General features: G+C 55.1%; 19 protein-coding genes. 6 read left to right on the forward strand and 13 right to left on the reverse strand.

Going from position 1 to position 25,856, the window contains the following annotated elements; translation table 11 throughout:
- Window positions 1–140: 140 nt before the first annotated feature.
- From J2I48_RS16480 to J2I48_RS16495, 4 genes are all read left to right on the forward strand, one after another.
- Window positions 141–1,535: a thioredoxin domain-containing protein gene (locus J2I48_RS16480; RefSeq protein ID WP_207336572.1), complete on the forward strand. Its 1,395-nt coding sequence runs from the start codon at window positions 141–143 to the stop codon at window positions 1,533–1,535.
- Window positions 1,532–3,901: a peptidase domain-containing ABC transporter gene (locus tag J2I48_RS16485; protein WP_207336573.1), complete on the forward strand. Its 2,370-nt coding sequence runs from the start codon at window positions 1,532–1,534 to the stop codon at window positions 3,899–3,901. Before J2I48_RS16480 ends, J2I48_RS16485 begins: the two co-directional genes overlap by 4 nt.
- The gene (locus J2I48_RS16490; RefSeq protein WP_207336574.1) at window positions 3,898–5,190 is read left to right on the forward strand and encodes an HlyD family secretion protein; all 1,293 of its coding nucleotides are present in this window, start codon (window positions 3,898–3,900) and stop codon (window positions 5,188–5,190) included. The genes J2I48_RS16485 and J2I48_RS16490 overlap by 4 nt, the downstream gene beginning before the upstream one ends.
- A gap of 66 nt (window positions 5,191–5,256) precedes the next feature.
- Complete coding sequence (locus J2I48_RS16495) at window positions 5,257–8,013, forward strand: carboxypeptidase-like regulatory domain-containing protein (RefSeq protein ID WP_207336575.1); 2,757 nt, start codon at window positions 5,257–5,259, stop codon at window positions 8,011–8,013.
- A 67-nt stretch (window positions 8,014–8,080) separates the two neighbouring features.
- Here the strand turns inward: J2I48_RS16495 and J2I48_RS16500 are convergent, their stop codons facing one another.
- The 10 genes from J2I48_RS16500 to J2I48_RS16545 all read right to left on the reverse strand — a co-directional run bounded on the left by J2I48_RS16500 (window position 8,081) and on the right by J2I48_RS16545 (window position 21,716).
- Window positions 8,081–9,787 carry a GMC oxidoreductase gene (locus J2I48_RS16500; RefSeq protein WP_207336576.1) on the reverse strand — a complete coding sequence of 569 codons (1,707 nt, stop codon included), beginning with the start codon at window positions 9,785–9,787 and terminating at the stop codon, window positions 8,081–8,083.
- A gap of 122 nt (window positions 9,788–9,909) precedes the next feature.
- On the reverse strand, window positions 9,910–10,641 hold the full coding sequence (locus J2I48_RS16505; RefSeq protein ID WP_207336577.1) for a helix-hairpin-helix domain-containing protein: 732 nt from the start codon (window positions 10,639–10,641) through the stop codon (window positions 9,910–9,912).
- A 12-nt stretch (window positions 10,642–10,653) separates the two neighbouring features.
- On the reverse strand, window positions 10,654–11,145 hold the full coding sequence (locus tag J2I48_RS16510) for a helix-hairpin-helix domain-containing protein (protein WP_207336578.1): 492 nt from the start codon (window positions 11,143–11,145) through the stop codon (window positions 10,654–10,656).
- 32 nt (window positions 11,146–11,177) lie between these two features.
- A complete protein-coding gene (locus tag J2I48_RS16515) occupies window positions 11,178–12,140 on the reverse strand; it encodes an OmpA family protein (RefSeq protein ID WP_207336579.1) in 963 nt (320 codons plus the stop codon).
- 268 nt (window positions 12,141–12,408) lie between these two features.
- Window positions 12,409–13,284, reverse strand: a complete 876-nt coding sequence (locus J2I48_RS16520) for a T9SS type B sorting domain-containing protein (RefSeq protein ID WP_207336580.1) — start codon at window positions 13,282–13,284, stop codon at window positions 12,409–12,411.
- A gap of 167 nt (window positions 13,285–13,451) precedes the next feature.
- On the reverse strand, window positions 13,452–14,930 hold the full coding sequence (locus tag J2I48_RS16525; RefSeq protein WP_207336581.1) for a hypothetical protein: 1,479 nt from the start codon (window positions 14,928–14,930) through the stop codon (window positions 13,452–13,454).
- A gap of 142 nt (window positions 14,931–15,072) precedes the next feature.
- Complete coding sequence (locus J2I48_RS16530) at window positions 15,073–16,437, reverse strand: Ig-like domain-containing protein (protein ID WP_207336582.1); 1,365 nt, start codon at window positions 16,435–16,437, stop codon at window positions 15,073–15,075.
- Window positions 16,438–16,467: 30 nt separating this feature from the next.
- The gene (locus J2I48_RS16535; protein WP_207336583.1) at window positions 16,468–18,399 is read right to left on the reverse strand and encodes an Ig-like domain-containing protein; all 1,932 of its coding nucleotides are present in this window, start codon (window positions 18,397–18,399) and stop codon (window positions 16,468–16,470) included.
- Between the two features lie 42 nt (window positions 18,400–18,441).
- Entirely contained in the window at window positions 18,442–20,304 is a 1,863-nt protein-coding gene (locus tag J2I48_RS16540; protein WP_207336584.1) for a DUF11 domain-containing protein, read from the reverse strand.
- 632 nt (window positions 20,305–20,936) lie between these two features.
- Window positions 20,937–21,716 (reverse strand): hypothetical protein, encoded by a 780-nt coding sequence (locus J2I48_RS16545; protein WP_207336585.1) that lies wholly within the window; start codon window positions 21,714–21,716, stop codon window positions 20,937–20,939.
- Window positions 21,717–21,846: 130 nt separating this feature from the next.
- On the opposite strand from J2I48_RS16545, the gene J2I48_RS16550 reads away from it, so the two are divergent.
- Both J2I48_RS16550 and J2I48_RS16555 read left to right on the forward strand, forming a co-directional pair.
- Entirely contained in the window at window positions 21,847–22,671 is an 825-nt protein-coding gene (locus J2I48_RS16550) for an SGNH/GDSL hydrolase family protein (protein WP_207336586.1), read from the forward strand.
- Window positions 22,672–22,713: 42 nt separating this feature from the next.
- Window positions 22,714–23,490 carry a UDP-2,3-diacylglucosamine diphosphatase gene (locus J2I48_RS16555; RefSeq protein ID WP_207336587.1) on the forward strand — a complete coding sequence of 259 codons (777 nt, stop codon included), beginning with the start codon at window positions 22,714–22,716 and terminating at the stop codon, window positions 23,488–23,490.
- Window positions 23,491–23,551: 61 nt separating this feature from the next.
- Here the strand turns inward: J2I48_RS16555 and J2I48_RS16560 are convergent, their stop codons facing one another.
- The 3 genes from J2I48_RS16560 to J2I48_RS16570 all read right to left on the reverse strand — a co-directional run bounded on the left by J2I48_RS16560 (window position 23,552) and on the right by J2I48_RS16570 (window position 25,817).
- Window positions 23,552–24,454, reverse strand: coding sequence for an SDR family oxidoreductase (locus tag J2I48_RS16560; RefSeq protein ID WP_229376377.1), 903 nt, complete (start codon window positions 24,452–24,454; stop codon window positions 23,552–23,554).
- Window positions 24,455–24,457: 3 nt separating this feature from the next.
- Complete coding sequence (locus J2I48_RS16565; RefSeq protein ID WP_207336588.1) at window positions 24,458–25,297, reverse strand: crotonase/enoyl-CoA hydratase family protein; 840 nt, start codon at window positions 25,295–25,297, stop codon at window positions 24,458–24,460.
- Window positions 25,298–25,370: 73 nt separating this feature from the next.
- Window positions 25,371–25,817, reverse strand: coding sequence for a type I restriction enzyme HsdR N-terminal domain-containing protein (locus J2I48_RS16570; protein ID WP_207336589.1), 447 nt, complete (start codon window positions 25,815–25,817; stop codon window positions 25,371–25,373).
- Between the last annotated feature and the right edge of the window lie 39 nt (window positions 25,818–25,856).

Below are 25,856 nucleotides of genomic sequence, written 5' to 3' on the forward strand. Positions count from 1 at the left end.
GCTTTTAGTACAAACTATGCTACCTATTAAAGTAGGTTAGGAAAACCCAGAATGTCATGTGTAATCAATTTCCACTGATTGAATGATGTCTTTAATATATCACCCAATCAGTGGAAATTACTATAAACAATATCGTAAACATGAAATCTATAATCATTACAACACTACTATTATTTCTATTTCTCGTTAAGGGAATATCAGGTTGTATCCTTAGCGATTCATCTCGTGTAAAACTCTTCAAAGGTTCATGGGAACATTTGATTAACAACGCAACAAAAACAAATAAACCTATTTTAATAGATTTTTACACGAGCTGGTGTGGTCCATGTAAATATATGGATAAAGAAGCATTTAACGATTCAGCAATAGCTACAAGGCTAAATAACACATTCATCATCTATAAATTAGATGCAGAAAAAGGCATAGGTATAAAATTAGCTAAGTTGTATAATGTTCATGCTTACCCAACGCTCGTTTTTGCGAACCCGAAAGGAGGGATTGCCTACCGTTCAATTGGTTATGAGGGCGTAGCTCGCCTCAATGAAGCAATTTCCATCGGCTTAAAGTCTCTTGACGATCCCAAGCCACTAGCTGTTTGGGAAAATGAGTATAGTAAAAACCGTTATAGCAGGAAGTTCTTAAAAGAATTTATCTCTAAAAAATCTGAACTTGGTTTAAATTGTCGAAAGGAAATAACTGATTACTGTAAGTTATTCACCTATCCAGAATTGACTGATAATTCTAATGTCAGTACATTACTTATGGGTGTACAATCTCCAAATGAATTACCCTTTAAAATTATATTCAATAAACTTATTTCAAAAGACTCAACATCAATCATTGATAAACCAAAAGCTATCTCAATTTTAGAGCAAGCCATCATTAACGATTATGACGATGCTATTGAATCGAAAAGCGTGGTAAAGTTACACCATCACTTGTCAATACATGAAAATTTCTACAAAAAGATTTATAAATTTTCGACACTTATGATTGAAAGTCAAAAAACAACAAAATCAATGAATTTTTATTTAAAAACACGTAATTTCAAAGGTTATAAACCATTAGCCGAGTTATATGCAGGAAAACTTATGAAAATAAGTGACGACTCGCTCAAAATTGGGGATGAGAGAGAATACAAAAATATTCTCAAATATTTCTCGACATTTCCTGACTCAATTAAATTATATAAAATAAATAATTTATCCAGCAGGGCCAGAAGAATTAGCAGTAATTTTCTAACGTCAGATCTCCAAGAAGTTTCACAATCATTCTCAGAAATGAGTACGTCAAAAAACGATTATGAAAAAGCAATTGTATGGATGCAAAGATCAGTATCAATTACCCAGAACAGTGGTTGTTTTCACTTATTAGCTGGTTTATATTACAAAAACGGCAACAAAAAACTGGCGATAGAATCTCAGGAAAAAGCAATTGACTTTGCTCAACAAGAAGACGTTGACGTTCAGGACTTACTAATTGAGCTTGACGCCATGAAGGCAGGCAAAGCTAATTTCTTAAAAACCGCTAAATGACAAAATTTCCTCATTATACTCAACTCGACCAGATGGACTGCGGGCCTACCTGCCTTAGGATGGTGGCGAAGCATTATGGGCGGGTATTGTCGGCGCAGTCGTTGCGGGAGAAGGCGCAGATCGGGAAAGAGGGCGTATCGCTGCTGGGTATTGCGGAAGCCGCCGAGGCCATTGGCTTTCGCACGATGGGCATAAAGCTCACCTTCGAGAAGCTAGTCGCCGAGGCCCCGCTGCCCTGCATCGTCCATTGGGACCAAAATCATTTTGTGGTCGTTTACGCCCTTAAAAGTACAGGTGACGGCTGGATGAGCCGCATCCGGGGAGGCCGCAACGTACCCACACCCATCAAGCGGTTTACCCAGCCGTTACCACCGCTGACTTCCTTCGAGATGCGCGACGGGCAGATGGTCGTACCGCCCGATATACAGCAATTGCTGACCCCGCCGCCCGCTTCGCCTTTACATCGTAAGGGCACCGTTTACGTGGCCGATCCGGGGCGGGGGCTGCTCACCTACACCGCCGATGAGTTTTGCCAGCATTGGCTCTCGGCCCAAACAGACCGCCACGAGGAAGGCGTGGCCCTGTTGCTCGAACCCACTCCCGCCTTTCATGAGCAAGACGATGAGGCTGCGACGAGCTATGGTTTTGGGCGGGTGCTGGGCTACCTCTGGCAGTACAAACGGCTGCTGGTACAACTAGCGGTTGGGCTGGCCGTCGGAAGCGGGTTGCAACTATTGTTTCCGTTTCTGACCCAATCGGTGGTCGATGTGGGCGTAAACACGCAGAATCTCCCCTTTGTGTATCTGGTGCTGGGGGCGCAACTGATGTTGATGGCCGGTCGGCTTTCGGTCGAGTTTATCCGGTCCTGGATTCTACTACACATCAGCACCCGCGTCAACCTCAGCATCCTCTCCGATTTCTTGATTAAACTGATGCGCCTGCCTGTGTCGTTTTTCGACAGTAAGCAGTTTGGCGACATTATGCAGCGCATTGGTGATCATCATCGCATCGAGAGTTTCCTGACCGGCCAAACGCTGTCGGTGTTGTTTTCGCTGCTCAATCTGGTGGTGTTTAGCGGCGTACTAGCCCTCTATAGCTTACCTATTCTTGGTGTCTTTATGCTATCGAGCCTGCTTTATGTAGGCTGGGTAGCCCTGTTTCTGCGGCAGCGACGTAAGCTTGACTTTAAGCGGTTCGATGTCTCGGCCCGCAACCAGAGCAGCATTGTTCAGCTTATTCAGGGAATGCAGGAAATTAAGCTGGCCGGAGCCGAGCGGCCTATGCGCTGGGCGTGGGAGCGGCTACAGGCGCGGCTGTTCCGGCTCCAGATGAGCGGGCTGGCCCTGAGCCAATATCAGCAGGCAGGGGCGTTCAGTATCAACGAGGGTAAGAACATCTTCATCACGTTCTTGGCGGCGCAGGCGGTCATCAACGGACAGTTGTCGTTAGGGGCTATGCTGGCCATGCAACAGATTGTAGGGCAGTTGAATGGCCCTATTGAGCAGTTGATCGGCTTCGTACAGGGTTTGCAGGACGCCAAAATCAGCCTCGAACGGCTCAATGAAATCCACACCCTCGCCGACGAAGAACCCGCTGGTCAGGAGCGTGCGGATGCACTCCCAACAGAGCAGTGCATCCGTATCCAGAAACTATCGTATACCTATCCCGGCGCGGGCAATGAACCTGTGCTACGCGATATAGACCTGCTGATACCAGCAGGCAAAACTACCGCCATTGTAGGCATGAGCGGCAGCGGCAAAACCACTTTACTCAAATTGCTACTTCGTTTCTACGAACCGGGGCGGGGCGAAATCCGGGTAGGCGACACGGCCCTTCGCAACATGGGGCATTCGTTCTGGCGGAGGCAGTGTGGCGTGGTCATGCAGGACGGCTTTATGTTCTCCGACAGTATCGCCCGCAACATCGCTGTGGGCGTAGAACGCATCGATGCCCGGCGGCTCGACCACGCCGTGCGGGTGGCCAACCTGCGCGACTTCGTTGATACCCTGCCTTCGGGGCTACATACTAAAATCGGCACCGAGGGTAACGGCATCAGTCAGGGGCAGCGGCAACGCATGCTTATTGCGCGGGCAGTGTACAAAGACCCACAGTACCTTTTTTTCGACGAGGCTACCAACGCGCTGGATGCCAATAACGAGGCCACAATTATGGCAAACCTGAATGAGTTTTTTCAGGGCAGGACAGTGGTTATCGTGGCCCACCGCCTCAGTACTGTCTGCCATGCCGATCAGATTGTAGTACTCGACAAAGGCCAACTCATCGAGCAGGGTACCCACGCGCAATTGGTAGCCCGCCAGGGTACGTACTGGCAGTTGGTTAAAAATCAACTGGAGCTGGGCCAATGAACACCACCCCGACATTTCAGGAATTACGAGCCGAAGAAGTACAGGAACTGCTGACTCGCCCGCCTACCTGGCTGTTGCGCTGGGGGACGCTGGTGGTGTTGGCCGTCTTACTGGTGGTGCTGGCGGGGGCATGGTTCATTCACTACCCCGACCTAGTACACGCCTCATTCCGGCTCACCTCGACCAATGCCCCCAAAGCGGTACTGACCCGCACTGAGGGTAAAATAGTGCGGCTATTGGTGCGTGATGGGCGATCCGTGAAGCAGGGCGAGTTGCTGGCATTTCTGGAAAGTACTGCTCACCACCCCGACGTACTACGCCTATCGGTACAGTTGGCGCAGGCCTGGCAAACTGCCCGCCGGAGCAATATAGAGGGTATCGAGCGGCTCAACCTGTCGCGGTACAGGCAGTTGGGCGAATTGCAAACGGCCTATCAGAGCTTCGAGCAGGCACACATTCAGCTTCGGGCCTACTTAGCCAACGGATTTTCGAGCCGGAAAAAGGCGATGCTTCAGCAAGAGATCACCGACTTACAGGCGTTGGCTACGAACCTGCGCCAGCAACAACAGCTACAAGCCCGCGATCAGACATTAGCCGAAGACGACTACGCGATTCAGCAGCAATTGGCAGAACAAAAGGTGATTGCCCAACTCGACTTGAAACGGGAAGAGAGCAAAACCATTGCCCGTAAGTTACCTTACCAGCAAACGGCATCGTCGCTCATCAGCAACCTAACGGCCCAGCGGGCAAAGGAAAAAGAGATACTAGACCTTGACCGGCAGGTTGCTGAAGAACGTGACAAATTTTTGCAAGCCCTGAACACCCTACAAAGTGCAGTTGATGCCTGGAAGCTGAAATATGTGCTAACAGCCCCCGTCGGCGGCAAGCTGATTTTCGTGGGTGTCGTGCAGGAAAACCAGGCCATCGCCCTTAATCAGGAATTGTTCTATGTAGCTCCACCCAACACCAGCTACGTAGGTGAATTGCATATACCACAGCACAATGCAGGTAAGGTAGAGGAAGGGCAAACCGTGCTAATTCGGTTTGCGGGCTACCCTTACCAAGAATATGGTGCTGTACGGGGCCGTATCAAGGCTATATCATCTATTCCATACCGCGACAGTGTGTTTCTTGCCCGTGTGATTCTGCCCAACGGCCTGCGCACTACGTACCACAAAACACTTACGCAGAAAACCGGCATGACCGCCACCGCCGACATTATCACCAATGATACCCGACTGCTGGAAAAATTATTTTATCAGCTACGGAAAATGCAGGGTGGTCGGTAGAGTAGTTTCCCCTATATTTCTGATGGTTACACCCAGTCAACCTGCTCCATTTCCATCACTACGCATATGACACGCTCTACTGTTTTCTGCCTTACGCTGCTAATGATACAATGGCAGTGGCTGACCTTTGCTTCTTTTGGCCAAAGTACGCTTACAGGGCGGGTTGCCGATGCCAAAACAGGCGAAGCCGTGGCCTTTGCCAACGTATACGTGAGCGGCACGACGCAGGGTACGCAAGCCGACGAGTTCGGCCAGTTCAGGCTACCGGGCATAAGCGCTTCTACAACCCTGCTAGTGGTGTCGGCAATAGGCTATCAGCCTTATCGGCAGACTCTTACAGTTGCCTTGGCCGCAACCCGACCACTAACAATTACCCTCGTGCCTGAGGCGGCTAACCTGAACGAGGTGGCTGTGAAAGCCAAACGCGACAAAACGTGGGAGCGGCAACTGGCCCGCTTTGAAGACCTGTTCCTCGGCGACTCTCCGAACCGCAATCAGTGCCAGTTGATGAACCCCTGGGTCATCGACTTCCAGACCGGCTCCGATGGGGTATTTCGGGCAAAGGCCAGCCAGCCTATCGAGGTCGAAAACCGGGCATTGGGTTACCGGCTGCGCTACACTATGGCCGAGTTTTCGGTTTCCCGCAGCCAAATACGCCTCAACGGCACCTCACTTTTTGAAGAGATGCCTGCTACAATCAAAAACGCTGACCGCTGGTCTACCAACCGACAACGTACCTTCACACGGTCGTTACGGGCATTTTTGGCGGCACTTCACCAGCGTCAATTATCGCAGGATAGCTACACCATTTACCGCATGACCAGCGCCAACTTTCTGGAAACCAATGTGTGGGCAAACGAAAAGGCATTCTATACCGGCAACAACGTAATGACGGAAAAGACGCTGCTGAAACCCAATGCCACACCCACCGAGCCAACACAAATTGATCTATCGGCACCCATTGAAGTCATTCTTACTAACCAGTATATCACGCTGGGATCGCAGGGCGTGTTTAACAAAAACCCCGCCTCGCGGCTCCGTGCCCTGAAACCCAATGTACTGATTACGCCTGATGGACAGCTTCAAGACCCCACCTCGGTTGAGATTGTAGGCTACTGGGCCGAGGAACGCTTGGCTGATATGCTGCCCACCAACTACCGCCCCACTGCTGAGGCCCTGGCTACGAGCACTGACGGACAACCACAGCCAACGGCATTTTTGGTTACCAACAAAGACATCTTTCGCGTGGGTGAGACGGTGTGGCTCTCGGCTTTCCTGACTGATCTACGGAGCGGGCAGCCTGCTAAAGGCCCACAACCACTTTACTTGTCGCTGCACGATTCGACCGGCGCACAACAGGTACAGGATGTACTTTTCACAGCCAACGGGCGCGGCAGCGGCTATTTAACCCTCCCCGACGTGCTGCCTAACGGCACCTACTGGCTGCGAGCCTACACCAAGGCTATGCTCACTACCCCCGCTCTGCGCTTCGATAAACCATTGCGCATCACCAACCAAACACAGGTACGTAACCAGTGGCCCTCTGCCCCACCAACAACCCTGCAAGCAGATACGCTCCACCTCACACTTGCCACCAACAAGCCGACGGCAGGACTTCGGCAATTAGTAACAGTGCGATTTCGAGCCGAGTTTTTGGGTCAGGCCATGCAGGGGTCGTTTGCCGTCCGCGTAACTGACCGCGACCTAACCGACGTAATGCCTCGTAACGCTATCGTCAGGCAACAGACCACATCCATCAACAAGCCGAGTCGCCCGGTACTTCCCGAAGTGGGGCTGTCATATGCGGGTCAGGTACGCAACGGAACTGATGCTCAACCACTGCCCAACGCCACTGTGACGATGCTCCTGCACGATTCGTTACGAACCGTAACACATGTAGTTCGCACCAACAGCAAAGGTCAGCTTCAGCTCGACTCTATCGATATCACCGGCGACTACCCGCTCACGTATCAGGTCACAGACCGTAAGAATAAGGTAGTAGACGGTGGGCTACTCTTACTTACACGCCAAACGCCCACCCTGTCGTATCCTTTTGACCCAGTCCCCGTCTGGCAACCTATGCCCACCACCATCCGCAAATCTCTGTATGGGTTGGATGGTAAAAATCGATTCGATACCACGCAATATCAGCAGCTCAAGACGGTGACGGTCAGGGCCAAAGCAGGCGAATCGGGGGTAATACGCCTCCATTCCGATCCTACGTTTGCGGTCGATTTCGGCGATCAAACCCCTAACTTCCCCACGATTTATGAACTGTTGATCGGGCGGTTACCCGGCGTACAGGTGGTGCAGAATGGCTATGATGGCTATAGTGTACTGATTCGCGGTGTAACTACCTGGAACAATACCGACCCACTGTTTATTCTGGATGGGTTGCAGATCGATGCCAGCCAACCGGGTGGACTGAGTTTTATCAACACCGCCGACGTGAAGCGCATTGAAGTTATCAGCGGGGCTAATGCGGCTATTTACGGATCACGCGGGGCCAACGGGGTCATTGCCATTTACACCCGCCGGGGTGTCCGATCAGATGATAAACGGCAACTGGCACAGGGCATTACCCTGCCCGGCTACCAGCCAGACCGGACGTTTTACCAGCCTACTACCGCCCCATCGACAGCTACCGATGCCGACCTGCGTCAGACGCTATACTGGCATCCCGATTTGCAAACAGGCCGCGATGGCTGGGCTGCGTTCTCGTTCTATACCTCCGATTTACCCGGCTCGTATGTCATCTGTGTAGAAGGCTATACCCCTACTGGCCTCTCCGGCAGAGCGCTGACCACATTGGTGGTGAAATAAATGAGCTGTCGGCCAGAGCGCTGACGGATCAGTAAGTCTCCATGCTGCTCTACAGCCAATATTATATTCAAAGGTTCTTTTTCTTCATCTCGGCGGCGGCGAAGTTGGCGGCGCGGGCAGTGAGGGCCATAAACGTGATCGACGGATTTTGGGTGCCGGTGCTGGTCATGGCCGCGCCGTCGGTGACGAATACGTTCTTCACGCTATGTAGCTGATTATGCGCGTTCAGCAATGATGTCTTAGGATCTTTACCCATCCGCACACCCCCCATTTCGTGAATATCGAGGCCGGGGTTCCGCTTGTCGTCGCCCGCCGTGATGTGTTTGCAACCCGCCTGTTCAAGCATAATCTGGCCCTGCTCGAGGAAGTCCTTCATCAGCTTCTCGTCGTTGTCGGTGTAGCCAATAGACGTTACCAACTGCGGAATGCCCCACTGATCTTTCAGGTCTTTGCTCAAACGCAGGTGGTTTTCGTAGCGCGGCACGGTCTCGCCCTGCATCATCATATACACGTGCCAGTTGCCCGCCTTCGTCATGGCTTCTTTAAACTCCGGGCCAAAACTCGCTTCGGTGGGTACGCCCCGACCCCGGCTGGCGCTGAAGGCCACCATATACCCCCGCTGGAAATCCGTTTCCTGCCTGTGTACGTTGCGGAAGTTGGGCATGAACGCCGTAGTAGGCCGCCGACCGTAGTAGTAGCCGTCTTCAAACCCTTCGTAGGTAGCATTCAAGGCCCCCCGGTAATTATGGAAGGCGGCGTAGTGACCCATCAGCCCGTTGTCGTTGCCCAGCCCATTCGGAAACCGGCGCGAGGTGGAGTTGAGCAACACCAGATTGGTGTTCAGGCAGGCCGCGTTAACGAAGATGATGCGGGCGAAATAGTCCGTCACCTGCTTGGTGTTGGTATCTACCACCCGTACGCCCGTGGCCTTACCTTTGGCTTCGTCATAGATGATCGATTCAACCACCGAAAATGGCCGTAGGGTGAGCTTACCGGTTTTGGCCGCCCAGGGCAATGTGCTGGAATTGCTGCTGAAATACCCCCCATAGGGACAACCCCGGTAACACAAATGCCGCGCCTGACACTGCGCCCGGCCCTGGTCAAAGTGAATCTGCTTGGGTTCGGTGAGGTGGGCGCACCGGCCAATAATCACGTGCCGGTCGTTGTAGGCCGCCGCCACGCTTTTCTGGATGTGTTTCTCTACGCAGTTTAGCTCCCAGGGCTTCAAAAACTCACCGTCGGGCAGGGTGTCGAGGCCGTCTTTGTTGCCCGAAATACCCGCAAATTTCTCTACGTGGCTATACCAGGGGGCCAGTTCGTCGTAGCGAATGGGCCAGTCGATGGCGGCACCGTCGCGGGCGTTGGCCTCGAAATCATATTTGCTCCAGCGCTGCGTTTGCCGTGCCCAGATCAGCGACTTGCCGCCCACCTGATAGCCCTTGATCCAGTCGAAGGGTTTTTCCTGCACGTATGGATGGTCGGCATCTTTGGCGAAAAAGTGCTGTGTGCCTTCGTCCAGGGCATAGCATTTGGTGGCAATGGGGTTCTTCTCATCGAAGTCCAGCGGCATCCGGTTGCGGTGCGGAAAATCCCAGGGGTTGTTCATCGCCGTGGGGTAATCCTGAATATGCTTCACATCGCGGCCCCGTTCCAGCACCAGCGTACGCAGGCCTTTCTCGCACAGTTCTTTGGCTGCCCAGCCGCCGCTGATGCCTGAGCCAATCACGATGGCGTCGTAGGTATGTTTGTCTTTTCCGGGACCGTTGATGTTCATAAATACGCCTTAACAAGAGTGATTATCCACTTCACGAAGATACAAAAAAGGGCAACAGGCCGCCCCTGAAACGGAGTCGGCCTGTTGCCCTTTTTTAATTGTCAGTTTACTGTCTTCTGTTCTTATGCGTCGTGCTTCTTGCCGTACTTGGTTTCGTAGAACGACTTCGACTGGTCTACCCAGTTGTCGCGCTGAATGCGGCCGGGGAAGAATTCGATAATCTCGTTGACTTTGGCAATGTCTTCTTTGGTGAAATTGGCCACCTGCCGGAACGTGTAAATACCCAGACTGTGCAGTTTCCGCTCCAGGAACGGCCCCACACCTACGATGTCTTTGAGGTCGTCGGCTTCGGCGGCGGTGGCGCGGCCAATCCGGTCGAAGTTGATCTCGCTGGCGCGGGCGGCAATCCGGTTTAGCACAACGTCTTCCGAACCACCCATAGGCACTGGAGCCGGGGCGGGCGTGGCTACGGTAGTTATTTTTTCCATCACCGGTGCAGCTACAGCAGCTGCCGCCGCCATCGCGGGCACCTCTACAGACGGCACATGCATAGCGGGCACCTCCACCACGGGCGCAGCAACGGCCACCACAGGCGCTTCAACAACCGGAGCGGCTACCACGGGGGTAGTCATTACGGGCGCAGCCGCCCGTTGCGTGTTCACCGACGGGGCGGCTTTGGCGCGGCGGCAGTCATCAAGGGCGGCTTCTTTATCAGCAATATCGGCCTGGAGGGCACTGATGCGGCCATTGAGTACCAGGCGGCCAAGCAACCAGCCCACAAAGGCGGCAAGCGACAGAATCAACAGCGCTTCGGTAATGGCCACCGGGCGACTAAAGGGGTCTAATCCAAACATGGGGGTGGGGGGTTAAGCGTTGCGTTTTTTACGATCAAAATCTGCCGACTGGCCAACCCAGTCGTCGCGCTCGATGCGCCCGGGGAAAAACTCGATGATGTCGTTGACCTTATCGACGTCTTCCTTGGTGAAATTGGCCACCTGCCGGAACGTGTAGATGCCAATGGCGTGGAGTTTCTTTTCCAGAAACGGCCCTACGCCTACAATGTCCTTGAGGTCGTCGGCATCGGCCATGCTGGCGCGGCCAATACGGCTGAAATCCAACTCATTAGCCCGGGCACGCACCCGGTTCAGGATCAGGGCTTCCTGATCGTCGACGGCGGCAACGGGGCGCTGGCAGTCGGCTAAGGCACGCTCGGTGCTGGCCAGGTCGCCTTCCAGTTGGGCAATGGTTCCTTTGCGGGAAATATAGCCGATGATAAAGCCCAACGTACCCGCTACCAGCCACATGATCCAGTGCTGGAAAGTGGCATCGGGCAAATTCAGGGGATTCATGGTAAACATACGAATCTGCGTTTATGTGTGTAGGGGGACTATTATTGCACAACGACGGTTACGCGGCGGTTGGCTTTGCGGCCGTCGGCGGTCTCGTTCGATTCTTTGGGCTGGGTTTCGCCTTTGGCTTCCACCTCAATCTGGTCGGCACTGATGCCGTCTTTCCGCAGCCGCGATTTCACACCACTGGCCCGTGCCTTCGACAGTTCGAGGTTCACGCCTTCCGGCCCTTGGTCATCGGTGTGGCCCGTGAGCAACAGTTTCTTGTCTTTGTTGGCTTTTAGGTACTTCTCGGCTTCGGCAAAGAACTTCTTGGTGTCTCCCGTTCTGATGTAGCTCGACTGGCCCGACTTGAAGTAGAGGTCGATGGGTTTGAAGACCGATGTAAATTTCTGCGCTTCAGCCAGGGCCTCTTCCGTTTTAGGTTTGGCAGCCGTAGTGGTGTCGGCAGCGGGAGCCGCAGCGGTTTTTCCCGTAAATGAGAATGCCAGCCCGCCGTAGAGTGAATCACCTTTGGCATTGTAGGGCATCATGGCTCCTTCGGGCGTGTTCACCAGCATACTGGCCGTAGCGAGTTGCGCGGCAGGAACCCCTAGTTTCATCAGATCAGCTTTGATGGCTTCGGCGCGGGCAATGCCCAGGTTAGGGAACGTGCTGGGGTTTTGCTCGTCGGCATGGTAATGGCCCGTGATGGTCATGATCCGGCCCGGATTGCCCTTGAGGTAGTCGGCCACGGTTTGGAGCGTGTTACCCACCGCGGCGGGGTTGGCCACCTCGCCCGACTTGCCGTAGACGAAGTTACCGGGCACACTCAGGTTGAGCTTGTCGCCGTCGGCAATAGTGAGGCCTGGCGTGGATGCGTCGGGCATAGCGGTGGCCGCAGTGGGCAGGGTACCTGGCACGTCGTCGCCGCAGAGTTGCTTGATCTTGCAGACGTGCCACCATGTCGATCCACCCATCCATAGCAGGAGCAGAACAATCCAGGGGGTTTTGTTGGTAAACATAGAAAAGGTTGATTAGGTCAGACCAGCCGCCGCACCGACTCGGTGTAGGACAGGCGTGAGACGAGTTACAAGGGCATTGGTCATCCAAAAATAGGTTTACACAACGTAAATGCAACACAATCAGGCATTTTCGGAAAAAGCATGAAAAGTTTAAGGTCTAAAGTCTAAGGTCCAAAGTTGGCTGACGCGAGTGTATTCGTGCGTCAGCCAACTTTGGACCTTAGACTTTAGACCTTGAACCTTGACCTTTAGGCCTTAAACTTTCCCCCTACCGCGCAATAGTCATGTACCGAATCAGTGAGCGGCCATCGCTCAGGTCGACGGCGTAATAGTAGGTGCCATCGGGGGTGGGCTGACCGTTGGCGAGGGTACCGTCCCAGGTGTTTTTGTAGTCATCATCGCTAAATACCACCGTGCCATACCGGTTGTAAACCTTTACCCGCGCCGATAGTCCGCCCAGGTTTTTGATTTCGAAACGGTCGTTTACCCCGTCGCCATTGGGTGAGAACCCCTCCGGCACAAACAGGGCATCAGTAACGGGCCGCACCGCCGCTTCGTTGGGGCAAACCGCGCTGAACGGACCTAGGTTTAAACTATAATATACCCCCGCCGCCCGCGCCGAACGGGTAGTGTAGTCGTTGCCCATGGCAGCAGGCAGCACCTCTTCCAGTACCGTTTTCGGGAATTGCTTATCGGTTTGCCAGGTCAGTGCCAGCGCGTCGTCGGTCCGGTTCATAAGGTCGAACTGCAATGTGGCTATGCCAGTCCATTGATTATCAGTGAGTTGCATATCAATACCGTTGCCACTATAGAATACGTTGAGCGACACAATGCCCGCCATGCCGCTCTCTACCGAGCCGGTCAGGGTGTGGGCATCGTCGCCTTGTCGGGCACGCAGGTTTAGCTGATTTAGCAGCACCGGATGTGCAAACGCCCGCGTGTCGTAGCGAAGACGGAAGTTGGCATTACCCAAATAAAATGCCTGCTGTCCCGCCGCCCGAATCTGCACGTTTACCTGCGCTTTCTGGGTAGCGCAGTCAATAGCCTGCGTCGTAAGCCGAAGCTCATACTGCCCCGGCTGCGCCCAGGCAACCGCCCCCCACAGCAGTAGCAGGGCAAGCAGAAAGTAAGTTCGTTTGTTCATACGTTGTAGCGTTTATGTCATTTGGTCATTGGTCATTTCGCTGCGCTGTCATTCAATGGTTATTCAATGGTCATTAGTAGTCATTCATTGTCTTTACATCGAATGACCATCAAATGACAGCGCAGCGAATGACTATTGTATGACCATCGAATGATTACCAATGACCACTAATGCGGCACGGCTGAGTAGCGGCCGTTGTTGCGTTTCCAGAGCACGTTGTCGTCGGCGTTTACGTCGGCGTCGAGGTTGAAATCACCGGGCAGGTAGTGCAGAAATATCCCGCTCTGCATTTTCCACAACTGCGAATCGGCCGTGTTGATGTCGAAGTTTTCGCGGTAGGTGTCCTTCTTGCCGTCGGCGGCGTAAAGCAGATACCTCCCGTTGATCTGCGTTTGCCCGAACGAAGGCGGATCGGCCATGACGTACGATTGCTGGATACTGAAGTCGAAGTTCAGTGCGTCGTTGGTAACCGGTACCGCCGTGGCACTCATCACGCCCAGGTGGTTTCGGTGTTCAACCACCACAAAATAGTTGCCCGACGGCACCTGCAGGCAAGGATCGACAAACGTGATGCGCCCGTCGTTATGCAGCAGCGCCGCCGCCCGAAATACCGCGTTAGCCGACTGACTGGATGTGCGTAGCGAGACCAGTACCCAGTCTACCACGTCGGCGTCGTACGTAAAGCCGGGGGATTTGCCTTCCGTGCCGCTGTAGTTCCAGGGGGCGGTGTTGTAGGGTTGTCCGGCTGGCGTTGGCTGGGCAAACGGACTGCTGGGTTGTTGACCCGGCAGCAGTCGGTTCTCATTGAGGGCTGTGCTCATGTTCATCAGCGTGGGGTCGTAAGGCCCTTCCAGCAATGCTTTCAGGTTGACACTCACGCAGGTAACAATAGACGGGCATATCCGCAATGGCAGTGGTGCGGAGAAACTGTAGCAGGCACCGCCCGCCACTGTTACGGCCGTCAGGCTACCCCCCACCGTAATGCCCGACACCGTGGCCCCCACGTCGGTGAGCAGTTCGTAGGCAAAATAGGAGCCGACAGTGCTCGGCCCTAATAGCGTGGTCGAAGTAGACGTGCTCACGATGGTGCCGTTCTCGTTGACCAGCAGGTAGGTAGCTACCGTATTTGCGGCCTGCCCACCCGACAGGTTCACCACAATGGATTGGTCGGTAAACAGCGAGCAGGTTGTCGACTCGGGGCAAACCACCACCGGATACGCCGCCGACAACCGAACGCAGGTGCCCGCAATGGCCGTGACCGAGCCACCCGCCGTGATACCCACCACCGGCGACCCGTTGTCGTAGATCACGCTGTAGACCAGGTAGCCACCCGCCGGTTGTGGTCCAAAATTGGGATTGTTAGCCACTTGAAGAATGACACCCTGCCCGTTGGTGAGCACATATTGATTAGTGACCGATGCCCCCACCGACCCGCCCGCTGCACTAAAGGCAACGGGCTGAGTGGTGGTGAACGCGCAGCTTGGTGGAATCAGTTTGGGAATAAGCTGGGCCTGACTAACTGACGGGTTGCTCAACCAGAAAAACAGCAACAGACATAGCCACGCCACGAGGCACCCCCCCTCCCACCGGCACTCCGGCCCGTGGCGAGCGTTGACACGCAGACAATAGTTGTTGAAAATAACCATGGGTATAGTTCCTTTTTTACACCGTATGTAGCTCGCCTTCAGCGCGGTAGCCACGCCACATAGGTGTACTACGGTGGGTTGTGGCGTTGGTTAAGCGCTGAAGGCGAGTCACATACGGCTATGATTAGCTTTCAAAAGCTCATTATTGCTTGGTTAGCGTATTCGGCACCAGATTACAGGTGTTCCCCAGTGCCACGTTGACCGTAATAGTGGCTGTCTGGCAGCTTGGTATGGGCGTGGCACTGTCGCAAACGCGGATACAGAACGTGTCGGTACCCGTGAAGCCCAATGCAGGTGTGTAGATATACACGCCCGTCAGCACGTTGATCGTTACGGTTCCACCCTGCGTTGATGTGGTCGACGCTACCCCGGTGGCGCAGTTCACGATCTGGTAGGTGTAGGGCAGTGTGCCGCCCGCAGGCACCAGTTGAACCACCGCCGACGCACTCACCGGAATACCCAGCGACGTGCTGATGGTGGCCGTAGTGTTGCCCAGCATAAACGGCGACAGCACCGTGACCTGCACACTGGCGGGGTTACTGCTGCCCGACGAGTTGCTGGCTACGGCCGTAATCAGTTGCGCACCAGGCGTAAGGCTCACCACACACGAGTAGTTTCCGCCCGCCGTGGCCGTGGTTGTACACAGCACGGCGTTATTACCTGCCGTTAGCACAACCGTACTGTTTGGCGTAGCCGTACCTGAAACTGTCGGCGACGTGCTCACCACGGCACCGTTGACGGGGCTGTTAATGGCCACCGTGGGTAGTGTAGCAGCACAAACGCGCAGCACCAGCGGATCAGAGAAGTCAAAGCAAAGGCCACCGCCCAGTGTGAGGCCCGTAAACAACTGCCCCAGCGTGGCCCCCGAAACGGTGGTACCACTGCCCAACGCCAGTTCATAGACATAATACACGCCCGGCGTGGTGATGGCCGAAAAGGAAGGCGTGCCCGAAATAGCGACGATCTGCCCGGCCTCATTCACCAGGTAATAGCTCAGCGTGGTGCCAGCAGTATTGCCGCCACCCACCGTAAAGCTCAGCGACGCCCCCGCCTGTAATGAACAGGTAGTAACATCAGGGCAAACTACCACCGGAAACGGATCTGAGAAGCGGATACAGGTGCCCGCTACGGCCGTTACGGAAGCCCCCACGGTGAGGCCCGTTACCGTAGTCGACACATCGGAGGCCAGGTCATAGACCAGGTAACCACCCGCGGGCCGTACCCCAAAATTAGGCGTGTTGGCCACCTGTAGAATAAGGCCGTCGCCGCTGGTGAGCACATACTGGTGGTTGGTACCGGCGCCCGTGCCGCCCGACGCCACCAGCGACAGCGTTTGGGTGGAGGTAAACGTGCAGCCTGGCGGAATAACGCGGGGAACAACCTGCCCTTGAGCGCCGAGGGCCAGCAGCAGTAGCAAACTTGCCAGCAATAGCCTTGACAAATGGAGAATAAAGCCAATAAGCGGCCTGGCCAACCAAGTTGTTGACGCGGGATATACAGCAATCATACGTGAGTTCTGGTTGAAAAAGTGGGATAACTACCGCGTCAGGACGTGGGCCTGCACCAAACAGTTATTTCCGGAGCCAACCGTGACAGTGACCGTGGCCGTCTGGCAAACCGCGACCGGCAGGGTGCTGTCACAAACGTGCACGCAAAACGAGTCGGTACCTGTGAAGCCCGATGCGGGGGTGTAGACATACAGGCCCGTAAGCGGATTCACCACCACCAACCCGCCCTGAGCCGTAGCCGTCACGGCCAGGCCCGTCTGGCAGTTAACCGCCACATAAACCAGCGCTCCAATGCCACCCGTGGGGTTGAGTTGCGTTACCAGCGACCCGTTTACCGAGGTATTTTGCCCCGTTGTAATGGTCAGCGATGCGTTGACCAGCGAGAGCGAAGCCCCGCCACCCGGTGCCACCAGGGTGAACGAACGCGAGGCACCGCAGGTACCGGCGTCGGAAACGCTCAGCGAGTAAACACCCGCCGCCAGGTTGGTCAGGTCCTGCGTGGTAGCGCCGTTGGCTACCGGACCCGTCCAGGCGTAGGTGTAGGGCACCGTCCCCCCCGTCACGTTCACGTCGATGGCACCATTTGCCAGACTGGCCGAGGTGGGGTTGGTCTGACTTACCAGGCCAATGACTGGTCCGTTTTGCACGAAAGCATAGGCCACATTGACGTTGATGAGCGCCCCCACTAGGCTGCTGGCATCGAGCTGCACTTCGTCGAAAGCCTTGGTAGTGGTGAACCCGATTGACGAATAGCCCGCCGTGAGCAGGGGCAAATCGAGCAGGCCCGTTACCGACGCTTCTTCCTGCTGCACCCCACCCAGAAACGTTCTGATCTTGGTACCGTTGAACAGCGCCGTACCCAGCAAACCGCCGTCCTGCAGCACAAAGCCTGCTTTCAGACCCGCAGAATACGTGCGGCGGGTGTCAAGAACCGAAATACGCCCACCCGACACAACACCCGCCAGGATGTTGATATTGGCCGTGTTGGTGGTGTTGGCGTCGATTACGTTGGCGGTGTTGGTCACGCCGCAACCCACACAAACGCCGTAGATGCCCGTGCGCACATCGCCACCCACGGTAGCGGTGTTGACGGTTACGCCCGTGAAGTTATTGGTCGTCAGGGGTGAGATGCCGCAGGCAGTAGCCCCCAGGTCGATGGTCTTGGTAAACAGGCACCCAACCGCTGAACTAACGGTAGCCGTATACGTGCCAGCCGCCAGACCCGATGTGGTCTGGGTAGTACCCACCGTAACGTTAGCGGCGTTTTTTAGCGCGTAGGTATACAGCACATTGCCAAGCAGGTTCTCGCCGCCCGCCGACACGCTGATAACGCCACTGTTAGCGGCCGCCAGCGTGGGGTTAGTGGCCGTGGCCCCACCTGTGTAGGTAGCCAGGGGGTAATACACACTGTAATTCTGCGTACCCGCCAGCAGGTTAAACTGAATACGAACCTCGTTGAACGGCTGGGTAGTGGGAATGCCCACAAAGGCAGTACCGGGGCTTAGTAAGGAGAGGTTTACCAGGCTGGCTACGGTGTTCTGATCTTTCTGAACACCATCCAGATAAGTCGTAATCTGAATAGACGTGCCCACGCCCAGGTTTAGCGCTCCGCTGCCAATAACATAGCCCGCCGTGGCACCCGCTGGCAGGGTGTTGCTGCTCACCCGCGACGAAATGGCCCCCGTAGCCCCCACCAGGTTCAGCGATATAGTGGCCGAATTGGTCAGGCTGGCGTCGGTCACGTTGGCTTCGTCACTAATGGAGCAGGTAAGGAAGGTACACAGTCCCCCCGTGCCTGTTCGGGCGGCCACATTGGCTGCCGTAGCAAATTGGGTGGTGGTAAGCGGGTAATACCCGCAGGTAGCCTGTGCGGTAGCCAGTTGTGCGGCCAGCAGCAGGAAGGTGGTCAAGAATAGGCTAGCCAGCCTCCCCAACCAATACAGGAAAAGATTTCGTTGCATAACATATGAGTGATTAAACTAGATTGGAAATCCAAAATCCCATCACCGCGTTTTGCGGATCACGAAGGGTACACACTTGGGCGGGCCGCAGCAGGGGTTGCGCACAAAGACCGCCGGGCAGCAGCCGGTGCCACCGCAGCTACCGGGAGCACCCTGGTAAGACACCGTGCCCGGACGGGTCACCGTATACGTTGGTGCCGTCGCGACTAATACGCCATCCACAAACCATTGCACGGCTCCCAGACTGGGCGCAGCCTGAATCAGGTATTCGTCGCCGTCGCAGAGTTGTATGGGTACCGACACGCAGGCCGTGGCGTAATCATCTTCGGCCAGGATGCCATTGTCCGGCGTCGAATCGGGGTCGGGCTGGTCCGATTTCACGATTTCAGCTTTCAGGAACAGGGGGCCTTCACCCGTTATCTGGGTCTGGATAGTAGCCACCAGTGATGCTCCCACGGGCAGGCTGGCAATAGTCCACTGCACCACGTTGCCGTTCACTAAGGTTAGTCCCGGTGAGGCGCTTACGTACTGAATACCAGCCGGTAAGGTGTCATTAACCACCACATTGGTAGCCGCATTTGGCCCATCATTGCGGATCACGAGTGTGAACGAAGCAGGCGTATTCTGAGCTAGGGTGCTGCTGTTTGGCCCCGTCTGCGTGAGGCTCAGGTCAGCCGACAGGGTGGGCGGCGTACAGAGCTGCGCCGGACAGACCGAGGCGTTGTCATATTCGGTACCCAAAATCGGAATCAGCGAATATTGCCCGGCCGTGGGGGTAGTTACCTGACTCATTACCGTGCGGGGTACGGGTCCGGTACCCGTGCGCCAGCTAATGGGGAAACAGGCCGCATTCAGCGCACCCGCATAGTCGAACTGGATGCACGAGACGGTAACCCAGTCTGCGCCAACGGTGGCCGCCGCTGCCTGACTGGCCTGAAGCGTACCGGCAAACTTGGTGTTGAGCGAGAGTATACCCGCCGCACCAGCCACAGCGCTACCGGTTAGATCCTGGGCCGTGTAGCGTGGGTCATTGGCGGGCGCGGCGCTCGAAAAATGCTCTTGCGACACAATAACCGGGTTGGTCAGCAACGAGGCGTCATAATCGAAGCGGTAGTTGGCATCGCCCATCAAAAACGACCCTGACGCGGGCGCAGTAGCTTTTACTTCTACCCGGATCACTGCTTTCTTGGTAACGCAGTCGAAGTTTTTCACCGATAACCGTACGCCATAGCGGTTGGTCGGCGCGCCGCAGAACGTGTCGGGGCAACTGTTGAGGTTCTGGTAATTATTTGCCGCTACGTCGGCCAGTTGGTAAGCGTAAGGCTGTGTGCCGGTCACGATCACCTCGTTCATACCCGTAGACGGGAACGTGGTGTCCCAGCGCAGATCGAAACAGGTAGTTAACTGTCTGAGGGTGAATTCAATGCAGCTCACACCCACCCAGTTGGTTCCCACCCGCACGGCCCCGGCATTACCGTTATAGACGGTGTTGAGCACCACCCGCCCCACGGTTGGCCCTTCTGTAGAGGCGTTGGCAATGTCCTGGGGGGCATAGGCCGGTTGGCTGGCCGGTGCCAGGCTGGAGAAGTTCTCTTGTAACACAAGGCGCGGGCTGGTGAGCACCTGCGAGGGATAGGTGAAGCGGAAGTTGGCATCGCCCATCAGGAATGTGCTGTTGGCATCGCGGGCTTTTACTTCCACCCGGATGACTACTTTCCCGGCCGCACAGTCGATTGATTTTTGGGTGAAACGAACGTCGTAGGCTCCAGTTTGGGCAAATAACGCGGCAACGGGCAGCAGCAGGCTCAGCAGCAGCAGATACGTTCGATAAGAAAACACCCGGCAGCAGGTGGTGGCAAGTAAACCCAATAGTTTACCGGCACTATTTTTGCGCGTAGCATCCATAGTGTTGATACAGATTTGTTGTCGATACGATATAGTGGAACGAGAGAGGGGATATTGATTTTGGCCGATCTAGCCCCCTCTCCGTTCCCTGTTTATTAAAAAGCTTACTGGTTAAGCATACCTGGCATAAGACCTGTCTTTAAGCAGGACCATCCACAGCCACCGCACCAAACCCCGAACAGTCGGGTGTTGCTACAGGCTATCGGTTTACCCAATCGAAACAGATTAGAATCGTTGTTGGCAACCCGCCCGAAGGCAGGTTGAAGGCCGCTCTATGAAAAAAGCGGATAGAGAGCCTGGCAGGCTGCAAGCCGTTATGCTTGCAAATAGGTGTACATAGTCTTCCATAACGTTTCTCATCAATTCAATGACAGTTGTAAAAATGTGTTACAATAACCTTGCCTATCTATCTACTATACCAATAATAAATCAATGACTTCGAAGAATATTTATAAAAAAATTCTTTTATGTTTAATAAACTTTAATGAACGAGTACATAAAAATTTGTGTATTACACGGCTAGTTACGCGTGCCATCCTCTGCTTACTGACACTTACCCAGGTGGTCTTACCAACAAAAAGCCCTGCCAGTTTACTGGCAGGGCTTTCAATTACCGCATGTCGGTCGGGCCTTTACTTATCGTCGGCCGGGCCGTAGTACTCGCCGATTACTTCGTGAAAGATTACGTTGGCCAGGATAGCCGCGCGTTGCTGCGCCACAGCGGGCGTATCGGCAGTTTTTACCTGTATGTTCAGGATGTGGTTGTTCAGCAATACGTGCATGGTACGGTTGGCGGGGTCCCAAACGGCCTTGTCGCCCAGGCCCGGATAAGCCACAAAGGCACCGGCACTTACGGCGGGAGTAGTCAGTTGGGTAGCTGCTGCTGTCACTCGTGAAACGGTTGTGGCCGAGTCATTGGCTGCCGACGTATCGCGTTTAGTGGCATTACCAGTAGCCGATTCGGCGGGGCGTTCGGCACCGGTACCTTCTGGATTTGGGCCAGACAAGGCTTCTTTTTCAGGCTCGGCATCCATCTTAGCGGCCACGCCGGGCTGGTATAATTTGTCGAAAACGTATTCGGCGTGGTAGATAGACGGGTAGGGCTTAGGCGCGCCAAACGACACGACAACTTCGTTTTTGCCCCACTCGAATACACCTCCTTTGCGGGTGTTAATTACTTCCAGCTTTGTATCTTCTCCCAGCTTAAAGGTATTGCGCACAAACTCTTCGGCGAGGTAGCTACCGGCCTCTTCGTAGTTTGCATCATTGGCCAGCATCCGCACGCCAACCACCGATTTGGCCAGGTAAGGGCTACCCGTGCCACCTGCATCGTTGGCATCATCGGTAGTATTTGGGCGACACGAAGCGAAAGTTGCCACTGCCAGTGCCAGCAGCATAGTTGATTGTTTCATAGAACTGTGTACGACTCAGAATTCATCCAGATTGTCAACCCAAATATACGGCTGAATGTTAGAGTCACCGAACCGAAGGCTTTTCTGAACGCCTGGATTGCACCTGGCTCCCTCCCCGATTTCCTTTTCTATGAAAAAGCTACTCCTCCTCACGGCCATCATTTTTCTGTTCAGTGCCGCCAGGCCAACTCAGCAAACCTGGGTGGCCATCGGCGATTCAATCACCTACCTCAACGACCATCTGAACGAGACGGGCAACCGGGTTACCAAAGGCTATATGACCCGCGTAACCGAAAAACTGCCCCACCTGACGTTCGTTAATCAGGGCCATAACGGCTGGACGTCGGGCCAGATCGCCGAGTCGGTCGACAAGCTGGGCCTTGTGAAAGCCAATGTCTATTCCGTCTTTCTGGGCACCAACGACTGGTGGCGGGGTCGTCCGCTGGGGCGGCTGAGCGACTATCAGGCTAACACCGGCAACGCCACGGTATACGGGTCGTTTCGGATCATCATCAACAAGCTCCGCAGCCTGAACCCCCAGGCGAAGATCGTGTTGATAACGCCCATGCAGCGGGCCGATTTTGTGTACCTCACCAATTTCAAAAACAACGCCTACGGCTCGTATAAAGCCAAAAATGGCCAATACCTCGAAGCCTTTGCCAACGCCATCGACTCGATTGGGCGCGTGGAGCAGGTGCCCGTGGTAGACCTGTATCATGTGCGGCAGCTGGGCGTGGCCAAGCTCGTGAAATTCAAACGGCTGAAAAACCCGCAGACCGGCGTCTACACCAACTACCCCTACCCCGCCTTCATCGACGTGCCGTTTTCGCCCGACACCGACGAGTACCCCTACCCCACTGAGGCCATCGAGATGACCTACGACGGCCTACATCCCTCCGACGCGGGCTACGCGCAGATCAGCAAACGGCTGGTGAAGGTGCTGAAAAAATTATAAGCGGGTGGACCTGGGTAGGTGGCGTACGTACCTTTGCGGGGCATGAATGAGCTTACGTCTATTGCGCTGCCGCCTGGCAAACGAATTTACTTTGCGTCTGATTTTCACCTCGGCACACCCTCGCCTGCGCTCAGTCGGGAGCGCGAACAGGCCGTAGTACGCTGGCTGGACCAAATTCAGCCCGATGCCGCCGCCCTGTTTCTGGTGGGCGACGTGTTCGATTTCTGGTTTGAATACCAGCACGCCATCCCCAAGGGCTTCATCCGGTTTCAGGGCAAGCTGGCCGAACTCGCCGACGCGGGCCTGCCCATTACGCTCTTCACCGGCAACCACGACATGTGGATGCGCCACTACTTCACCGACGAGTTGGGCATTCCCGTACACCGCCTGCCGCAAACGTATCTGTTGGGCAATAAGCGCTTCCTGATTGGTCACGGCGACGGCCTCGGCCCCGGCGACCACGTGTACAAGCAGCTAAAAAAGGTCTTTGAAAGCCCCATTGCCCGGTTTGCCTTCCGGTGGCTCCACCCCGACCTGGGCATCGATCTGGCCCAACGCTGGTCGCGCCGAAGCCGGATTACCAACAACAAAAAAGCCGAAGACGAATTTCGCGGCGAAGAGCAGGAATGGCTCTGGCAATATTGCCGCGAAGTAGAGGCCAGTCAGCACCACGACTACTACATCTTCGGCCACCGCCACCTCCCCCTCGACCTGACCGTGACGCCCACCAGCCGCTACGTCAACCTCGGCGAGTGGGTCCACAACCGCTCCTACGGCGTATTTGATGGCGATACGATGAAATTGATGTATTTCATATGAGTGGAAAGAGATGAGTAGCGGAAGCAAACTCAATACCCACCACTCATCCCTTTCCACTTATTCATTTCCCTTCCTGCTTGCTTGCCTTGTTGGCTTGCTTGATGGTCTCGCCGATCATGTCCCACTGATCTTCGGTCACTTTTTCGAGGTGGCTGAACTCCCCGGCGGCCAGCACTTCGCCACCGTCGATGGTGATGCACTCGCCGGTCATGTAGCCCGAAAAGTCGGAGAGGAGGTAGGCCGCGAGGTTAGCTAATTCCTGGTGTTCGCCCACGCGCTTGAGGGGAATCCGGCTGGTGGGGTCCATCATACTGGCCAGTGGTTCGGGGAAGAGCCGGTCCCAGGCACCCTTGGTGGGAAACGGACCGGGCGCAATGGCGTTGAGCCGAATGCCGTATTTTCCCCACTCCGCCGCCAGCGATTTCATCATGATCAGGGCACCGCCCTTAGCCACCGCGCTGGGCACCACATAGCCCGAACCCGTGGTGGCGTAGGTGGTTGAGATGTTGAGCACCGTGCCTTTGATCTTGTTTTCGATCCAGTATTTGCCCACCGCCAGCGTGAAATAGTAGGTGCCGCGCAAGACAATATCAACCACCACGTCAAACGCCTTGTACGACAGCCGCTCGGTGGGGCTGATGAAGTTCCCCGCCGAATTATTGAGCAAACCATCTACCCGGCCAAACTGCGCCACGGTTTCGGCCAGCACGTTTTCAATTTCCATCGGGTTGCGCACGTCGCACTGAACAGCCAGAATTTTTCCGGCGCCAGGGTGGTTGGCCAGTTCGGCAGTCAGTTCCTGCGCCGTCTGATCAAGCACCGCCTGCCGCCGACTACAGATGGTAACGTTGGCCCCCAGCTGGAGCAGATAACGGGTCATCGATTTGCCAAGGCCCGTGCCCCCGCCCGTTACAATAATGGTTTTACCCGTCAGCGCGTCATCGCGCAGCATACCTGTGGTCATGGATCAATAGCCTCGGTTTAGTTTATTGTTGAAAGCAGCCTGCCGACGTTCGGAAGTAGCCTGCATGGCTTCGGAAAAATCGGGCGACTGAAGTTGCGATGAGTTCCAGACGGCTACGTATTGAAGGCCCGCCTCTACGCTCTTGTCCATACCGTAGTTCAGCACGCTTTTGGCCCCCTGCACCGCCAGGGCGGCATTGTCGGCAATTTGCCCGGCCATCTCATCGGCTTTGGCAAAGAGGGCGTCGGGGGTGTCCAGCACGTGGTTCACCAGGCCCGTGCGCAGGGCAAAGGTGGCATCGTAGTCGGCGGCGGTGAAGGCCATCTCGCGGGTGATGCCCTCGCCCACAATGTGCGGTAGCCACTGCAACCCCCCAATGTCGGGCGTAATGGCCAGTTTGGCTTCGCGCAGGCTGAATTTGGCATCTGCCGAACAGAGCCGGATGTCGGCTGCGGAGATCATGTTTACGCCCCCGCCAATGCACCAGCCGTGGATAGCCGCAATAAACGGCTTCGGCGATTCGTGCATTTTCTGGAACCCCAACTGCATCTGCCGGATCATGTCCATCAACTCGCGCCGACGGTCAGCCATTTGGTTACCGCCCACCATAGCGCCCAGTTTGGGCATCATCTGGGGCAGATCCAGGCCGTAAGAAAAATGACTGCCACTGCCCCGCACAATTACGACCCGCACGTCGTCCATGGCCGAAATCTCGTCGATAGCACCGGGAAGTTCGGCCCAAAAATCGGGTCCCATGGCGTTGCCTTTTCCGGGGCCTAGCAGTGTGAGGGTGAGTACCCCGTTTTGAGTGGTGAGTGAAAGCGATTTGTACGACTCTGCCATGACCGGTAGTATGCGTGCATACTATTTTTTGATACAGGGCAAAGGTATACAATCCCCCAAAAAGACAAAGCCCCTACCCGCCAAAGGCCGGAAAATCGTCGAGAAACGAGATGGTCTCTGTAACGTGGCATACCTGGCAGCAGTAGTGCGTCAGGCCGTTGGTCACCACCACATAGGGTGCTTTGTGCACGTGGTTATAGCGGCTCACCTGGTCGAAAACGGCCTGCGACAGCGCTACCTGCGGGGCCTTGCATTCTACCAGCAAATAGGGGTTGCCCGTCCGGTCAAACACCATTAAGTCGGTGCGTTTCAGTGTCTTATTCAACGACACCCCCCCCTCCGACCGGATAAGCGCCTTAGGATACCGGTAGTGTTCGATAAGCAAATTGACCACATGTTGCCGCACCCATTCTTCGGGCGTGAGCCGGACGTGCTTGCGGCGTAACAAATCGAAAATATAACGTTTCCCGTCTATCTCCGTAAGTTTGCAATCAAATGCAGGCAGATTCAGCGCGTCCATACGTAAAGATAATGAGCGAAGAGCAGAGAGGGTAGAGCC

It is taken from the genome of Fibrella aquatilis (assembly GCF_017353255.1).
Classification (GTDB): domain Bacteria; phylum Bacteroidota; class Bacteroidia; order Cytophagales; family Spirosomataceae; genus Fibrella; species Fibrella aquatilis.

Excerpts from the sequence above, each read along its gene's own strand:
- J2I48_RS16480 (WP_207336572.1), top strand. The coding sequence starts at position 141 with ATGAAATCTATAATCATTACAACACTACTATTATTTCTATTTCTCGTT.
- J2I48_RS16505 (WP_207336577.1), bottom strand. The coding sequence starts at position 10,641 with ATGTTTGGATTAGACCCCTTTAGTCGCCCGGTGGCCATTACCGAAGCG.
- J2I48_RS16570 (WP_207336589.1), bottom strand. The coding sequence starts at position 25,817 with ATGGACGCGCTGAATCTGCCTGCATTTGATTGCAAACTTACGGAGATA.
- J2I48_RS16530 (WP_207336582.1), bottom strand. The coding sequence starts at position 16,437 with ATGATTGCTGTATATCCCGCGTCAACAACTTGGTTGGCCAGGCCGCTT.
- J2I48_RS16550 (WP_207336586.1), top strand. The coding sequence starts at position 21,847 with ATGAAAAAGCTACTCCTCCTCACGGCCATCATTTTTCTGTTCAGTGCC.
- J2I48_RS16565 (WP_207336588.1), bottom strand. The coding sequence starts at position 25,297 with ATGGCAGAGTCGTACAAATCGCTTTCACTCACCACTCAAAACGGGGTA.
- J2I48_RS16510 (WP_207336578.1), bottom strand. The coding sequence starts at position 11,145 with ATGTTTACCATGAATCCCCTGAATTTGCCCGATGCCACTTTCCAGCAC.
- J2I48_RS16485 (WP_207336573.1), top strand. The coding sequence starts at position 1,532 with ATGACAAAATTTCCTCATTATACTCAACTCGACCAGATGGACTGCGGG.
- J2I48_RS16490 (WP_207336574.1), top strand. The coding sequence starts at position 3,898 with ATGAACACCACCCCGACATTTCAGGAATTACGAGCCGAAGAAGTACAG.
- J2I48_RS16535 (WP_207336583.1), bottom strand. The coding sequence starts at position 18,399 with ATGCAACGAAATCTTTTCCTGTATTGGTTGGGGAGGCTGGCTAGCCTA.
- J2I48_RS16560 (WP_229376377.1), bottom strand. The coding sequence starts at position 24,454 with ATGACCACAGGTATGCTGCGCGATGACGCGCTGACGGGTAAAACCATT.
- J2I48_RS16545 (WP_207336585.1), bottom strand. The coding sequence starts at position 21,716 with ATGAAACAATCAACTATGCTGCTGGCACTGGCAGTGGCAACTTTCGCT.
- J2I48_RS16525 (WP_207336581.1), bottom strand. The coding sequence starts at position 14,930 with ATGGTTATTTTCAACAACTATTGTCTGCGTGTCAACGCTCGCCACGGG.
- J2I48_RS16520 (WP_207336580.1), bottom strand. The coding sequence starts at position 13,284 with ATGAACAAACGAACTTACTTTCTGCTTGCCCTGCTACTGCTGTGGGGG.
- J2I48_RS16500 (WP_207336576.1), bottom strand. The coding sequence starts at position 9,787 with ATGAACATCAACGGTCCCGGAAAAGACAAACATACCTACGACGCCATC.
- J2I48_RS16495 (WP_207336575.1), top strand. The coding sequence starts at position 5,257 with ATGACACGCTCTACTGTTTTCTGCCTTACGCTGCTAATGATACAATGG.
- J2I48_RS16515 (WP_207336579.1), bottom strand. The coding sequence starts at position 12,140 with ATGTTTACCAACAAAACCCCCTGGATTGTTCTGCTCCTGCTATGGATG.
- J2I48_RS16555 (WP_207336587.1), top strand. The coding sequence starts at position 22,714 with ATGAATGAGCTTACGTCTATTGCGCTGCCGCCTGGCAAACGAATTTAC.
- J2I48_RS16540 (WP_207336584.1), bottom strand. The coding sequence starts at position 20,304 with ATGGATGCTACGCGCAAAAATAGTGCCGGTAAACTATTGGGTTTACTT.